At 42.3% G+C, this 14,266-nt stretch carries 15 protein-coding genes; 5 read left to right on the forward strand and 10 right to left on the reverse strand.

The window, feature by feature from the left end; all coding sequences use genetic code 11:
• Positions 1 to 36: 36 nt before the first annotated feature.
• Entirely contained in the window at positions 37 to 1,170 is a 1,134-nt protein-coding gene (gene ispG, locus NST79_RS13050) for a flavodoxin-dependent (E)-4-hydroxy-3-methylbut-2-enyl-diphosphate synthase (protein WP_010886567.1), read from the forward strand.
• 25 nt (positions 1,171 to 1,195) lie between these two features.
• On the opposite strand, the gene NST79_RS13055 is transcribed toward ispG, so the two are convergent.
• Positions 1,196 to 1,585: a DUF308 domain-containing protein gene (locus NST79_RS13055; RefSeq protein ID WP_074794481.1), complete on the reverse strand. Its 390-nt coding sequence runs from the start codon at positions 1,583 to 1,585 to the stop codon at positions 1,196 to 1,198.
• Positions 1,586 to 1,717: 132 nt separating this feature from the next.
• On the opposite strand from NST79_RS13055, the gene NST79_RS13060 reads away from it, so the two are divergent.
• Complete coding sequence (locus NST79_RS13060) at positions 1,718 to 2,299, forward strand: nucleotidase (protein WP_003246215.1); 582 nt, start codon at positions 1,718 to 1,720, stop codon at positions 2,297 to 2,299.
• A 42-nt stretch (positions 2,300 to 2,341) separates the two neighbouring features.
• On the opposite strand, the gene zur is transcribed toward NST79_RS13060, so the two are convergent.
• Together zur and NST79_RS13070 are read right to left on the reverse strand one after the other, a co-directional pair.
• The gene (gene zur / locus NST79_RS13065; protein WP_004398578.1) at positions 2,342 to 2,779 is read right to left on the reverse strand and encodes a zinc uptake transcriptional repressor Zur; all 438 of its coding nucleotides are present in this window, start codon (positions 2,777 to 2,779) and stop codon (positions 2,342 to 2,344) included.
• 137 nt (positions 2,780 to 2,916) lie between these two features.
• Complete coding sequence (locus tag NST79_RS13070; protein WP_003230077.1) at positions 2,917 to 3,798, reverse strand: YitT family protein; 882 nt, start codon at positions 3,796 to 3,798, stop codon at positions 2,917 to 2,919.
• Between the two features lie 115 nt (positions 3,799 to 3,913).
• On the opposite strand from NST79_RS13070, the gene NST79_RS13075 reads away from it, so the two are divergent.
• Positions 3,914 to 4,168 (forward strand): DUF2624 domain-containing protein, encoded by a 255-nt coding sequence (locus tag NST79_RS13075; protein ID WP_003230076.1) that lies wholly within the window; start codon positions 3,914 to 3,916, stop codon positions 4,166 to 4,168.
• 26 nt (positions 4,169 to 4,194) lie between these two features.
• Here the strand turns inward: NST79_RS13075 and NST79_RS13080 are convergent, their stop codons facing one another.
• Positions 4,195 to 5,088 (reverse strand): deoxyribonuclease IV, encoded by an 894-nt coding sequence (locus tag NST79_RS13080; protein WP_029317898.1) that lies wholly within the window; start codon positions 5,086 to 5,088, stop codon positions 4,195 to 4,197.
• A gap of 9 nt (positions 5,089 to 5,097) precedes the next feature.
• Positions 5,098 to 6,414, reverse strand: a complete 1,317-nt coding sequence (gene cshB / locus NST79_RS13085; protein ID WP_032677120.1) for a DEAD-box ATP-dependent RNA helicase CshB — start codon at positions 6,412 to 6,414, stop codon at positions 5,098 to 5,100.
• Positions 6,415 to 6,582: 168 nt separating this feature from the next.
• On the opposite strand from cshB, the gene NST79_RS13090 reads away from it, so the two are divergent.
• Both NST79_RS13090 and NST79_RS13095 read left to right on the forward strand, forming a co-directional pair.
• On the forward strand, positions 6,583 to 7,332 hold the full coding sequence (locus tag NST79_RS13090; RefSeq protein ID WP_212060350.1) for a YqfQ family protein: 750 nt from the start codon (positions 6,583 to 6,585) through the stop codon (positions 7,330 to 7,332).
• Positions 7,333 to 7,454: 122 nt separating this feature from the next.
• Positions 7,455 to 8,399 (forward strand): 4-hydroxy-3-methylbut-2-enyl diphosphate reductase, encoded by a 945-nt coding sequence (locus NST79_RS13095; protein ID WP_014477361.1) that lies wholly within the window; start codon positions 7,455 to 7,457, stop codon positions 8,397 to 8,399.
• Between the two features lie 22 nt (positions 8,400 to 8,421).
• Here the strand turns inward: NST79_RS13095 and NST79_RS13100 are convergent, their stop codons facing one another.
• The 5 genes from NST79_RS13100 to dnaG form a co-directional block, all read right to left on the reverse strand.
• On the reverse strand, positions 8,422 to 9,543 hold the full coding sequence (locus NST79_RS13100; protein ID WP_015251693.1) for a Nif3-like dinuclear metal center hexameric protein: 1,122 nt from the start codon (positions 9,541 to 9,543) through the stop codon (positions 8,422 to 8,424).
• A complete protein-coding gene (trmK, locus tag NST79_RS13105; protein ID WP_015251692.1) occupies positions 9,536 to 10,186 on the reverse strand; it encodes a tRNA (adenine(22)-N(1))-methyltransferase TrmK in 651 nt (216 codons plus the stop codon). Before trmK ends, NST79_RS13100 begins: the two co-directional genes overlap by 8 nt.
• Before the next feature lie 256 nt (positions 10,187 to 10,442).
• Entirely contained in the window at positions 10,443 to 10,805 is a 363-nt protein-coding gene (cccA, locus tag NST79_RS13110) for a cytochrome c550 (RefSeq protein WP_003230068.1), read from the reverse strand.
• A gap of 329 nt (positions 10,806 to 11,134) precedes the next feature.
• Positions 11,135 to 12,250, reverse strand: a complete 1,116-nt coding sequence (rpoD, locus tag NST79_RS13115; RefSeq protein ID WP_003226225.1) for an RNA polymerase sigma factor RpoD — start codon at positions 12,248 to 12,250, stop codon at positions 11,135 to 11,137.
• 198 nt (positions 12,251 to 12,448) lie between these two features.
• Positions 12,449 to 14,260, reverse strand: coding sequence for a DNA primase (gene dnaG / locus NST79_RS13120; RefSeq protein WP_015714277.1), 1,812 nt, complete (start codon positions 14,258 to 14,260; stop codon positions 12,449 to 12,451).
• Between the last annotated feature and the right edge of the window lie 6 nt (positions 14,261 to 14,266).

A 14,266-nucleotide genomic window follows, 5' to 3' on the forward strand; every position in this document is an offset into this window, starting at 1 on the left:
TTATATCTAGAAGCGGCAACTACAATTAAGGAGCGATTGCAAGTGAGTGAAATCACACATCGTACAAAAACGCGTCCCGTCAAAGTGGGACCTTTAACAATAGGCGGCAACAATGAAGTTGTCATCCAAAGCATGACAACAACAAAAACACATGATGTAGAAGCAACGGTTGCGGAAATTAACCGTTTGGCTGAAGCCGGATGCCAAATCGTTCGGGTAGCATGTCCTGATGAACGGGCAGCAAACGCCATTGCGGATATTAAAAAGCGCATTTCCATTCCTCTCGTTGTTGACATACATTTCGATTATAAACTTGCGTTGAAAGCCATTGAAGGCGGCGCAGATAAAATCCGAATCAACCCCGGCAACATCGGCCGGCGCGAAAAAGTTGAAGCGGTTGTTAAAGCAGCCAAAGACAAAGGCATTCCGATCAGAATCGGAGTAAACGCCGGTTCATTGGAAAAACGCATTTTAGAAAAATACGGTTATCCGACTGCCGATGGAATGGTAGAAAGCGCACTTCATCACATTAAAATTCTTGAGGATCTTGATTTTCACGATATTATTGTCAGCATGAAGGCCTCTGACGTGAACCTTGCAATCGAGGCTTATGAAAAAGCGGCGAAAGCGTTTGACTACCCGCTTCACCTCGGGATCACCGAGTCAGGAACACTGTTTGCCGGCACAGTAAAGAGCGCAGCAGGACTCGGCGCCATTTTAAGCAAAGGCATCGGGAACACCATGCGCATTTCACTAAGCGCAGACCCTGTAGAAGAGGTAAAAGTAGCAAGGGAGCTTCTGAAATCTTTCGGCTTAGCCTCCAATGCTGCCACGCTCATCTCTTGCCCGACTTGCGGCCGTATTGAGATTGATCTAATCAGCATTGCCAATGAAGTGGAAGAGTATATTTCTAAGATAAAAGCACCGATTAAAGTTGCTGTTCTCGGCTGCGCTGTAAACGGACCTGGTGAAGCGAGAGAAGCTGATATCGGAATCGCCGGCGCACGCGGTGAAGGACTGCTGTTCCGGAAAGGGAAAATTGTCCGTAAGGTTCCAGAGGAAACGATGGTAGAAGAACTCAAAAAAGAAATTGACATTCTTGCTGAGGAACACTACGCAAAACTTGAAGCTGAAAAAGCAAAATTAAAAGAAGAAACACAAAAAGCTTGACGGGAACCCGTCAAGCTTTTTTGTGTTAGAAAAATGGAATAATAAATATTCCAAGCACTAATGAAACGACACCGATACCCATTGCCCAGGCGCCAAGGCCTTGAGCACCTCTTCTTCTTGCGATATAGCCGACAATAATACCGGCAGCTCCCAATAAAACAGGCAGTACAAACAATGAAATGATGGACAAGGCTAAAGCGATATATCCTATTCCCCGTCCTTCATTGACATTGCCGCCGCTGCGATCATTGTCTTGGTCATTGCTGCGGTCAGCAGCACGATAAGGCTCTGCGATTTCAGCAGCTGTTTCCTCAAAAAAACCGTCATTGTCGCGGTTAATATTTGTCCCTTCAGATCCATGATCAACATAGTAACTGTTGTTATCACGCTTTTCGTAATCGTTTGCCACCTTCAATTCCCCCTTCTGTTTTATTAAAGGAGCTTTTATAGTTTGATCCATTTTGCCTGATTCATGTTTGCTAAACTTTTCTGTTAATGTCAATTGTTTATGTTACACTTGAAGGGATGAAACTGAAGGAGTGTGGGCATGTTACGCTTAGGAATAGATATTGACGGCACAATCACGGCTCAGGATACATTCGTCCCTTATTTGAACCGTTCGTTTAATCTTTCCATTTCATTAAACGATATGACGGATTATGATTTAACAAAGCTGTTAAACATTACCCAGGAAGAATTTTGGGATTGGATGAATCAAAATGAAGCGATCATATATAAGGAAGCATTGCTTGCACAGCATGCGAAACAGTCACTTGATCTTCTCAAAGAGGAGCACAAGCTTATTTATATTACAGCGAGACGGACTCATTTAACTGATATTACCTATGAATGGTTTGACAGACAAAACATTCATTATGACCACATCGAACTCGTTGGCGGTCATCACAAAGTTGAAGCGGTCAAGAATCATAACATCGACCTGTTTTTTGAGGATCATCACGGGAACGCCATGATGATTGCGAAAGAAGCCGGGATACCGGTGATTTTGTTCAATTCCCCTTATAATCAGCTTCCGATTGATTCAAACATCATCAGAGTAAACAACTGGCTAGAAGCCGTTCAATGGATGAACAACAATAAGCATCACTTAATACGTGTCAATAACTGAAAAAGGAGCCCAAACCGGGCCCCTTTTTCATATATACGCATTTTACGCAGTAGTGTTTTCTTGGTTTTCCGCTGTACAATCAGGGCATGTGCCATAAATCTCAAATTTATGCCCGCTGACCTGATAGCCATCCAAATCATCACAAAGCTTGTCCATCGGACATGATTCAATTTCCTTTGTTTTGCCGCAGGCAAGACAAATAAAATGATGGTGGTGATGGGTGAATGAACACTTAAATCGGAAGAGCTTTTCACCGGACAGCTCAGTTGTTTCCAAAATCCCAAGTTCTTCATATAAAGAAAGATTTCTGTAGATTGTATCAAAGCTTAAGCCTGGATAATCATCATTCAGTGCAGACAGTACGTTTTTAGCGGTAAGATATCTGTCTGAATCAGCAAAAAGCTGCAGCATATCCTCCCGTTTGTTTGTATATTTATATCCGTTTTCTTTTAGTAGGTTCAGCGCTTCTTGTACGTTCATGAAGGGTCCCCCTTTTCGCTTTGCTTAAGAACGTATTACATGTATGAAAAAGAAAATGGCAGCTGTCTGTCCAGCAAGCCATTTTCTTTACTGCAGATAAAATTATACCCATAAAATAAATAAAAGTAAATGAAAGCCTAGTGGATTGCGTTTTTGAATTTTCCGCCTCTCGTTTCATGAGTATTCATAATTGTTATGAATGCATTTTGATCGACTTCAAACACAATCGATTTGAGCTTTGTCACTTCCAGCCTTGTGACAACCGCGTAAATTACGTCTTTTTCTTCGTCCGTATACCCGCCTTTCCCCTTCAGCTTCGTTGTGCCCCGACCAAGACGGTGCAAAATCGCGTCGGAAATCTCATCATACTGCTCAGACACAATAATGACAGCTTTTGTTTCATCAAGCCCTTGGATCACGGCATCAATCGTTTTCATCGCAATATAATAAGTCATGAATGAGTACATAGCTTGCTCAGGACCGAACACAAAAACTGCCCAAATGAAAATGAACACATTGATGAACATAACGAACTCACCTACTGAAAACGGGAGTTTTTTGGTCAGCAAAATACCGAGAATTTCTGTACCATCCATTGAACCTCCGTTTCGAATAACAAGCCCGACGCCAAAGCCGAGTAAAAGACCTCCGAACACAGTAGCCAAAATAGGCTGGGTTGTAATGGCTTCTACATGGTGAAGTGAGGATTCAATAACGGCAAGCCCGACAATCCCTATAAACGTAGAGACTAGAAAGGTCTTACCGATATATTTATATCCGAAGATCATAAAAGGAATATTTAATATCACAACGAAAAAAGCGAAATTCAGAAAGGGGTTTGACATAAAGAGGTGGTCTAAAATAAGTGATACACCGATAATCCCGCCATCAATAAAATCATTGGGGATTAAAAATAATTCAATACTTACAGCCGCAGATGCAGCTCCTACCAGAATCATAAAGACCCTGAAAATAAAATGGGTAAATGTTTCTTTCTTATGTTGTTTTGTTGGGGTCATAAAATCTCCTTTCCTGCAATAACTATTTTAAATACATTATAAATCTATTTTACCATTAAACACTGACACATTTTACTGATTTGCCCATACATTAAGTCTGGAGGTGGAATGACCGATGATTTTATTTCAAAGAATTATTTTGCAGCGGCTTAATCAGGCTACTGCTGATGATTTGCTGAAGTACTCAAAACAATACGGAATCAGCTTAACAAGATCGCAGGCCGTTGAAGTAGCGAACCTGTTATACGGGAAAAATGTAAACATCTTTAATGAGAGTGAACGAATGCGGCTGCTGAAACAAGTAGAGACGATTACATCGAAAGAAACAGCTCAAACAGTTAATGAACTATTCAAACAATTTACAAGCTAAAAAATGGGGGTGTTATCCCCCATTTTTTATTGCTGTAAAATCTTTTCAAGCAATGTATCATCAAATTGTTTTTCTTTCAGCATTTCAATCTCAAAACGGTATGGCGGTTTTTTGTTCTTTTTATCTTCACCGACGTATGGTGTTTCAAGAATTTTTGGAATGTCTTTTAACTGCTCATGGTGAACAACATATTGCAGTGCGTCAAAACCTATTTCACCAAAGCCAATATTTGCATGGCGGTCTTTTCTCGCACCTTTGACATTTTTGCTGTCATTGATATGAAGCACTTTAATACGGTCAATGCCAATGATTTTATCGAACTCATTTAGCACTCCGTCAAAGTCTTCGACAATGTTATACCCGGCATCATGTGTATGGCACGTGTCAAAGCACACTGACAGCTGCTCATTGTGTGTAACGCCTTCGATAATCTGCGCAAGCTCCTCAAAGCTTCTGCCGCATTCTGATCCTTTTCCAGCCATTGTTTCTAATGCAATCTGGACATTTTGATTCGGATCAATCACTTCATTTAAGCCTTCAATAATTTTTTTGATGCCCGCTTCAGCTCCTGCCCCTACGTGAGCGCCAGGATGAAGGACAATTTGCTTCGCTCCGATGGCCGCTGTCCGTTCAATTTCTGAACGAAGAAAATCAACACCCAGCTCAAAAGTGGACGGATTTGTCGTGTTGCCAATATTAATAATATAAGGCGCGTGTACGATAATCTCGTCAATGCCGTTTTCTTGCATATGTGCCCGGCCTGCTTCTATATTTAAGTCTTCAATTTTCTTTCGGCGCGTATTTTGCGGTGCGCCTGTATAGATCATAAACGTATTCGCCCCATAAGAGACTGCTTCCTGGCTTGCAGCCAGAAGCATATGTTTTCCGCTCATAGAGACGTGTGAGCCTATTCTCAGCAACAGGTTCCCCTACTTTCTTTTGTTAGATTGGTTTCTTCTCTGTTTTTTCTTGATTTTCTCCATCTCATAGCTCATTTTCTTTTTATACCCAGGCTTAACCTTCTTCGGCTTTTTCACGAGACGATGAGCAATTTCATCCGCTTCATTCGGCGTTTTTTTACGTTTTTTGCGGCGCTGACGGTCATCGCCTTTTTTCCATTCGCCCTTTTCAAGCTCTAAGTACTCAAATTCGATGCCCATTTTTTCAAGTCTTACTAATGCATCCTCATCAGTAAGCTCATAAATGGTCATCGCTTGTCCTGATGAGCCGGCACGAGCCGTTCTGCCCACACGGTGAACATAGAAATCTAGATCATCCGGCAGCTCATAGTTGATAACATGGCTGACACCTTTAATATCAATACCTCTTGCGGCAAGGTCAGTTGCAATGATATATGTGAATTCCAAATCATTGATCTGCTTCATGACTTTTTTCCGCTCACGTGGTGTTAATCCGCCGTGCAGCAAGCCGATTTTCATGCCTTTGCCAGTCAGATACTGGGCAATATGGTCAGCCGTATTTTTCGTGTTGGCAAACACAATCCCCAGGTATGGATTCAGATGCGACATGATGTCAAAAAGGAGCTTGTCCTTGTCACGATGTTTCGAAGGAATGAGGATATGCTCGATTTTCGCAGCAGTCACCTGTTTTGGCTCCACATGGGCGTATTTCGGATTTTCCATGTATTTCTTCAAGAATGGTTTCAGCTTTTCCGGTATGGTCGCTGAGAACACAAGCATTTGCAGATCCTCAGGCATGCGGGAACCGATGTAATCTACATCTGCAAGGAATCCCATGTCCAGCATTAAATCCGCTTCATCAATAACAAGAGATTCAGCTTTATGAACACTTAACGCCTGTTCTTTGATTAAGTCAGCAATCCGTCCGGGTGTACCGACAACAAGATGCGGCTGTATTTTCAATTTATCAATTGATTTTTGTTTATCAGTGCCTCCGATAAAACATTTCGAGCGAATCTGACTTCCTTCTTCACCCTGCGTGATTTTAAGCGCTTCCTGATAAATCTGGTTGGCAAGCTCTCTTGTCGGAGCCGTAATGACAACCTGAACGACATCCTTAGCAGGATCAATTTTGTTTAATAAAGGCAGTAAATAAGCGTGAGTCTTTCCAGTACCCGTCTGAGACTGGCCGATGACGCTTTCTTTTTTTAACACTGCAGGAATCAGCCTTTTCTGGATATCAGTCGGTTCGTAAAAACCAAGGCGATGTACTGCATCTATAATAAATGGTTTCAATTCATAAAGTTCAAATTTCGTTTCTTTCATTTTTCCCAGCTCCTTAAAGCGGCACATTATGTGTCCATCATCACATTATACCCGATTTTGCTTAAAAACACCACGTTTGCAAGGCGTTTGTTTTATTCAGTTATGTAAAGCAAATACCGCAGCCCATGCATATTCTAATAGCAGAGAGAGCTGAAAGGAGGTACAAGTATGTTTTCACCGCAGCAGCCAATGAGAAATTACCCACAGCCCGGACCGCCCCGCCCAATGCCAAATCAGCGAATGATGGGCAGAAGACCGCCTAATATGCGAGGACCTTCATTTGGAGCACAGCAGCAAGGTTTTCAGCAAGCCGGACAATTTCTTCCTCAGGCAAATGCCGGAGCGAGAAATGGTGCAGGTGCAGGTACAGGCGGAGGCTTAAAAGGAATGCTGTCAAGGTTCCTACCCGGCGGAGGAGGCGCTGGCAGCGCCGGAGTTCCTGGAATTCCAGGAGCAGGTGCAGCAGCGAGCGGAGGTGCTGGCCTGCAAGGCATTCAAAATATCGCCAATCCTGCATCATTATCCAGTATGCTTGGAAATGTGCAAAAAGTACTCGGCATGGCGCAGCAAGTCACCCCTATGATCCAGCAGTACGGCCCATTAGTCCGCAATCTGCCAGCAATGATGAAGCTGTACAGCCAATTAAGTAAAAGTGATGATACTGAGACAGAGGCCAATGAGGAAAGTGAAAAACAATCCGTTTCAGAAGAATCATCAGAAAAAGAAAAAGAGACTGAAACAAAAACCTCAGATGGGAACAAAAAATCAAAACCAAAAAGTTCTTCTCTCCCAAAGAAATCTAAAACAACTGACAATAAAGAACAAGAATTAAAAACATCTGCCCCGAAGAAAAAGGAAGCTGCCTCTCCTGCTCCGAAAAGAACATCAGGCAGTTCAAAACCGAGATTATATATTTAACATTCTTTGATATCTTAAGTGAGATTGGCTATAATGAGATCAGAAGAATGCAAGAATAGAGCCGTTTGATTACGGCTTTTTATATTGCCTTTACTCACTTCAGTATTGGAGGACAACCGAAAATGGACGTAATTAAAATTTCACCGCGCGGCTATTGCTATGGTGTTGTTGATGCTATGGTCATTGCCAAAAATGCGTCGCTAGATAAAAGCTTGCCAAGACCCATCTATATACTCGGGATGATTGTTCATAATAAACACGTCACTGATGCGTTTGAAGAGGAAGGGATTTTTACATTGGACGGCTCTAACCGTCTGGACATCTTAAAGCAGGTTGACAAAGGAACTGTCATTTTCACTGCGCACGGTGTTTCTCCCGAAGTCAGAAGAATCGCAGAAGAAAAAGGGTTAGTCGCAATTGATGCTACATGTCCGGATGTGACGAAAACTCATAATCTAATCTTAGAGATGAAAGAAAAAGGATATCACGTGATCTATATCGGCAAAAAAGGGCATCCAGAGCCTGAGGGAGCCGTTGGCGTAGCGCCGGAGATCGTTCACTTAGTTGAAACAGAAGAAGATGTAAAGAACCTTGATATCCAAGCCGAGAAGTTAATCGTGACGAATCAAACAACAATGTCTCAATGGGATGTTCACGACATTATGGAGCTTGTCAAAGAAAAATATCCTCATGTCGAATATCACCAAGAGATTTGCCTCGCTACTCAAGTGCGGCAGGAAGCTGTATCAGAGCAGGCAAAAAAAGCGGACTTAACAATCGTTGTCGGAGACCCGAAAAGCAACAATTCAAATAGGCTTGCTCAAGTGTCAGAGGAAATAGCCGGGACAAAAGCATACCGGATCGGCGACTTAAGCGAATTGAAGCTCGAATGGCTGAAAGGCGTTAATACCGTTGCAGTTACAGCGGGAGCTTCAACACCGACGCCGATCACAAAAGAAGTCATTCGCTTTTTAGAGCAGTTTGATCACGAAGATCCATCAACTTGGACAACTGAACATAATATACCGCTCAAAAAAATACTTCCAAAAGTAAAAGCAAAAAACTGAGGCTGTAAAAGCCTCAGTTTTTTTATAGAAATGTAAATGGATTTGTATCTGTTTCAGAAACAAAGATATTCACGCCAAACTTTTTATCATTACACATTGATGTAAGTTTTCTCGTGACGCCTTCTTTCATGATTTTTTCCGCGTAATGGCCCGGATCAACCACATTTAGGCCAAGCATCATCGCATCATGGGCCACATGGAAGTATAAATCTCCTGTGACGTAAACATCGGCTCCCTTTCGTTTTGCATGATGAATATACTTGTTTCCATCTCCGCCAAGAACAGCTACTTTTTTCACCATGCTGTCAGCATCCCCAACCATTCTGACACCATTGACGTCAAGCTTGTCTTTCACAAATAAAGCGAATTCCTTGAGCGTCATCTCATTTTTAAGGGTTCCGACACGGCCGAGCCCTTTTTCGGCGGGAGTCTGTTCGACAGGATAGATATCGTAAGCGACTTCTTCATATGGATGGCTTTTTATCATTGCATTGATAACAGCCTTTTCGACGCTTTTAGGAAATACAGTCTCAAGCCTTACTTCATGAACAAGCTCAAGCTCTCCCACTTCACCGATAAAAGGCTTAGCTCCCTCTAATGGCTTAAAGCTGCCGATTCCTTCAGATGAAAACGCGCAATGGCTGTATTCACCGATATGGCCGGCCCCCGCATTTCCGAGCGCGGCTCTGACCTGCTCTTCATATTCCTTCGGCACGTAAACTGCCAGCTTTTTCAGAGGATCCGTATAAGTAGGTGCCAGCACTTCCGTCTCACTCAGCTCTAATGCTTCAGCAAGCAAATCATTCACGCCGCCGTCCGCAACGTCTAAATTTGTATGAGCTGCATAAACAGCAATATCATGCTTCAAACACTTTTCAATTAACCTTCCGGCAGGCTGATCTGTTGAAATATGCTTTAGCGGCCGGAAAATAGGAGGATGGTGTGCAATAATCAAGTCAACCTCTTTTTCAATCGCTTCATCGATAACGCTCTCTAACACATCAAGTGTAACCATCACATTTTTAATTGGTTTGTTTAAGGTGCCGATTTGCAGGCCGATTTTATCTCCTTCAACCGCATAGGCTTTCGGGGAAAATTGTTCAAACAGCTGGATGATCTGCTGCCCATTTACACTTTTAGCCATGATCGATTACCTCCTTTAACAGCTCCATTCGATCGGAGAGCTCCTTTAATTTTTGTTTGTTTTGCTCTGTATCCGCCGCTTGGCTGATCTGTTCATAAATGCTTTGAGTGTGCTGAAGCTCTTGTGTCCACTTTTTCAAAAAGACAGCATTTTTTTCTTTTGCCAAGAAAGGACCGACGAGCATCCCGGCTGATAAAGAAATACCGTCATAAGCCGCATCCCTGTCTCCCTCTTCTGCTACCAGCACCTCATAGCACTTTCCGTCCTCTTCAAGGATTACCTCATCTATCAGCGCATATCCTTCTTTATAAAGCCACTCCCTGATATGAACAGCATGAATATTCGGCTGTAAAATGAGCCGTTCCTTCCCCGTTAATTTGTCTTTGCCCGCTTCTAAAATGTGAGCGATCAAAGCCCCGCCCATTCCGGCAATCGTAATGGCATCAGCTTCACCTTTTTTAATCACTTCCAGTCCGTCTCCCTGCCTTACAGAAATGTGCGAGTTTAAGCCTGATTTTTCAACCTGCCGCTTTGCAGACAAAAACGGGCCGTCTGTTATTTCTCCGGCAATCGCCCCGCTGGCTTTATGATTCAGCACCGCATAACAAGGAAGGTATGCGTGGTCAGAGCCGATATCGGCCATCACCGCTCCATTCGGTATGTACTCCGCTACTGTTTGCAATCGTTTAGATAATTTTAATTCGTTCACTTGTCATCACAACTTTTCTCAATCATTTTTTCCTTTACTATCATATAAAAAATCAGCCCGGAATCCAAGCTGAAGCAAATGATTTTGAAATTATTTCTTTTGATGCGGGTCTGCACGCGGCAGTCAAAAATAAAAGGCTGTCGAGAACATCTCGGCGGCCTGTGAATGTATAAAGAGAAAAATAGTTCTTTTATTTAATTTTTGACACCCACTCTGCCATATCATCCAGCTTATCGGCAGGAACAAGACCGGAAGGCATTCCATTACCGCCTTTTTCGATCTTTGTTTTAATTTCAGCGACATCTTTCTTATCCCCTACACCTTTTAAGCTCGGACCCGAAACACCTTCATAATTTTCACCGTGGCATGCGATGCAGTTTGCCTTGTAAATTTCTTCTGGTGAAGCGTTTGCATCTTTCTTTTCAGCAGATTTGCTTTCTCCTCCGCTTGCAATCTCCCGAGAGTCATCAAGTCCTTTTACTGATAAAAAGAAAGTTAGACCAATTCCTAAAACAGCGATCAGCAAAAATGGAATAAGCGGGTTCCATTTCATTTCCCTTCCCCCTTTTTGATCCTTCCCCCTATGTAAACACTTCTAATTCTAACTTATTTTTACAAAAAGTAAATGGATTGCTATACAAAAGTTTTTTATTCACACTTTATACAAAATTGAATTGAAACATGCCTAAATCTCTAATATCCTTTTTATTCTATTGTATAATGTATTGTATACGCTTACAATAGAAAATATGGAATTAGATTTTGAAATTTTTCACCACAATGTTCATTTGCAAATGACATCATTTTTCAGTAAAATAAAGGCATATTATCCATATATCTTTTTAAAAAAAAGAAGAACGGATCTTCAAGACCCGTTCCATCTTATTCAAGGAAATCTTTCAAACGTTTACTTCTGCTAGGATGTCTTAGTTTCCGCAACGCTTTGGCTTCGATTTGTCGAATACGCTCTCTCGTTACTCCAAATACTTTGCCGACCTCTTCTAATGTTCTTGTACGGCCGTCATCAAGACCGAATCGAAGACGCAATACATTTTCTTCACGATCAGTTAACGTATCAAGCACATCTTCCAGCTGCTCTTTCAATAGCTCGTATGCGGCGTGGTCAGAAGGTGAAGTTGCTTCTTGGTCTTCAATGAAATCACCAAGGTGCGAGTCATCCTCTTCACCGATCGGTGTTTCCAGAGATACCGGCTCTTGAGCAATCTTTAAGATTTCGCGTACTTTTTCAGGCGTTAAATCCATATCTTCCGCAATTTCTTCAGGTGTTGGTTCTCTGCCTAAGTCTTGCAGTAATTGACGCTGCACACGGATTAATTTATTAATGGTTTCAACCATATGAACGGGAATCCGGATCGTTCTCGCCTGATCGGCAATGGCGCGTGTAATCGCCTGTCTGATCCACCACGTAGCATACGTACTGAATTTATAACCTTTGCGATAATCAAATTTTTCAACGGCTTTCATCAGACCCATGTTTCCTTCCTGGATCAGATCAAGGAACAGCATACCGCGTCCGACATACCGTTTTGCGATACTGACAACAAGCCGCAGGTTCGCTTCAGCCAATCTGCGTTTAGATTCTTCGTCACCTTCTTCAATCTTTTGAGCGTAGGCGATTTCTTCTTTTGCAGAAAGAAGGTTAACCCGACCGATTTCCTTTAAATACATACGAACTGGGTCATTGATTTTAACGCCAGGCGGTACACTTAGGTCATTAAGGTCAAATTCTTCTTCGGCTTTGGCAAGCTGCTGAATATTAGGATCTTCTGTTTCTTCATTCTCACTAATTAATTCAACACCTTGTTCACCTAAAAATTCATAATACTCATCCATTTGGTCTGATTCAATTTCAAAGCTGGACATACGCTCAGCAATTTCTTCATATGTCAAAACGCCACGTTTTTTACCAGACTCTGTTAATTGCTCTTTTACTTGGTCGAATGTTAATTCTGTCTCGTGGGTTTGTTTATCAGCCATTATGGATCCCTCCTTCCAAAGCTTGCAACGAATTCTATAAGCGGTATGATTCTTATTCGGTCCATTCAGGCGTTTTCTATGTGAACTGCCTTTAACAATGTGCGAATAATGAAATGACAATTCATGATGAGGTTAAGCGATCTATTTGCTCCTCCGCAAGGAATCATTGCCAATAAATGCTCCTCATCAGTTCTCCAGTTATTTTAAAGATCGGTTCAATGTAACGATTTCTTGAGCCAAAGAAGCAGCTCTTAAAAAATCTTTTTGCCTCTCTGCTTCGGCTCTTTCCGCCTCTTTTTCTTTTATCATTGACCAATTTCTTTGATTCAACACTTTTTTTACATAATCTGATAACTCGGCTTCGCTAAGCTCTTGATTAACCTGAAGCATTAATATATCGGACAAGAGCTGGCTTATATGATCATCCGTCACCCTGGCCATCAGATGCTGAGGCGTAAGCTCGGCTCCCTCTTCATAAAAAGCATAAAGATAGGCGGCTAATGCCCGGTGCTCATCAATATTAAATTGAAACCCTACCCGGTCAATCACTTTTTTGATGACGCTCCGATCTCGAAGCATGTGAGCGAGTAACAGCCTTTCTGCATTTTCATACGCCGGACGCAAACGTTTTTGCCTTGCTTTTGTCGTCAGATGCGCTCGCCGCGTTTTTGTTTCACCGCTATTGTCAGCAGGTTTGTTTTGCTTGCTGAAAACAGACAGCTGCTCAGTTAAAGACTCCTGTGAAAGCGAAAACTCTGAAGCAAGCTGCTTTACATAGACTTCCTGCTCTAGAGACCCTGAAAGCGTGCTGATTTCTTTCAGTACGTCTTTAATGTAAGCTAGTCGGTCGCCTTCATCGGACAGGTTCTTTCCTTTTCGGAAATATTGCATTTTGAACGCCATTACGGTGACACTGGCATCAATAATGTCGTTTTTAAATTTTTCCCCGCCGAATTTTTTGATGTAATCATCAGGGTCCAATCCGTCAGGAATCATTGCAACTCTGACTTTGCAGCCTTTTTTTTGCAGAAGCTCCGAAGCTTTTAAGGTGGCTTCATAACCGGCTTTATCAGAGTCATAGCAAAGAATGATTTCTTCGACGTTTCTTCTCAGGATCTTGACATGATCATCTGTAAGAGACGTTCCCATCGTGGCTATGCTTTCCTTTACACCCGAGCTTACGGCCGATATGACATCAGCAAACCCTTCAAATAAGACTGCTCTTTCCTGCTTTCTGATATGAAGGCGGGCCTTATAAAAATTGTAAAGCAGTTTGCTTTTATGAAAGAGCGGGGTTTCAGGACTGTTCATATACTTAGGCTGCTGGCTGCCAAGAGCCCTGCCTGAGAAAGCAACAACAGCCCCGTGATGATCATGGATCGGAAACATGACACGGTTTCTGAAGCGGTCGAAATATCCGCTTCCGTCTTCGCGTCTGATCAGGAGACCCGCTTTTTCCATTTGCGCCTCACTAAATCCCCTCTTTACAAGGAATTTCGTGATAAAGTCCCAAGAATCAAGAGCATAGCCAATCTGAAATTCATTAATCAGCTCTTTCGTAAAGCCCCTAGAAAGCAGATAATCCAGTGCCTCTTGACCTTCTTTTGTATTTATTAACAAATGATGGTAAAATTTCTTCAGGAGCTCATGTGCCTCAGCCATTTTTTGTTCTCCAGAAGACTCTGGCCGGGCTCCGGAATGGACTGTTATATCATCTGGAAAATCAATTTGGTATTTGTCAGCAAGGTGAGAAACCGACTCGGCAAAAGAATAGCCTTCCATCTGCCTTAAAAAAGAGAAAACATTGCCGCCCGCTCCGCAGCCAAAGCAATGAAAAATCTGTTTGTCGGGCGATACGGAAAACGAAGGTGTGCTTTCTCCATGAAAAGGACAGAGTCCAAAGTAGTTTCGGCCTTGCTTCTTTAATTGAACATAATCACCTATGACTTCAACGATATCTGCCGACTTTTGCACCTGATCCACAATTTCATCTGGTATCCGATTTCCCATCTTATA

Source organism: Bacillus sp. PS196, from assembly GCF_037963555.1.
Classification (GTDB): domain Bacteria; phylum Bacillota; class Bacilli; order Bacillales; family Bacillaceae; genus Bacillus; species Bacillus subtilis.